At 45.9% G+C, this 333-nt stretch carries 1 pseudogene; it reads left to right on the top strand.

What is annotated here, in order from left to right:
* Positions 1 to 333, top strand: a pseudogene (locus tag AC3A14_RS14060) (Uma2 family endonuclease); the annotation flags it as partial.

The raw sequence follows: 333 nt of genomic DNA, 5'->3' as shown, positions 1-333 counted from the left end.
AAAAAGATATCTATGGACGGATTTTCCGCACTCCAGATTATTTTGTCTATGACCCCTTTAAGCCCAAGTCATTACAAGGATGGCATTTAGACATTTCCAAGGGGTATCAGTCTTTGGTTGCCAATGAGCGAGGTTGGCTATGGTGTGAAAGTTTGGACTTTTGGCTGGGAACTTGGTCGGGAACAATTGACCGAGAGGAAGCGGTTTGGCTGCGCTTTTACGATACTGAAGGCAATTTGGTATTGTTACCCGAAGAAGTAGCTCAACAAGAGGCTGAAACAGCCCAACAACGCCTTGAGGAAGCTGAACAAGTGGTTGAGGCTGAACGTCAAC

This window comes from Roseofilum sp. (genome assembly GCF_982964205.1).
The sequence above is the reverse complement of the archived record's forward strand: the minus strand, read 5'-3'. Positions and strand labels throughout refer to the sequence as shown.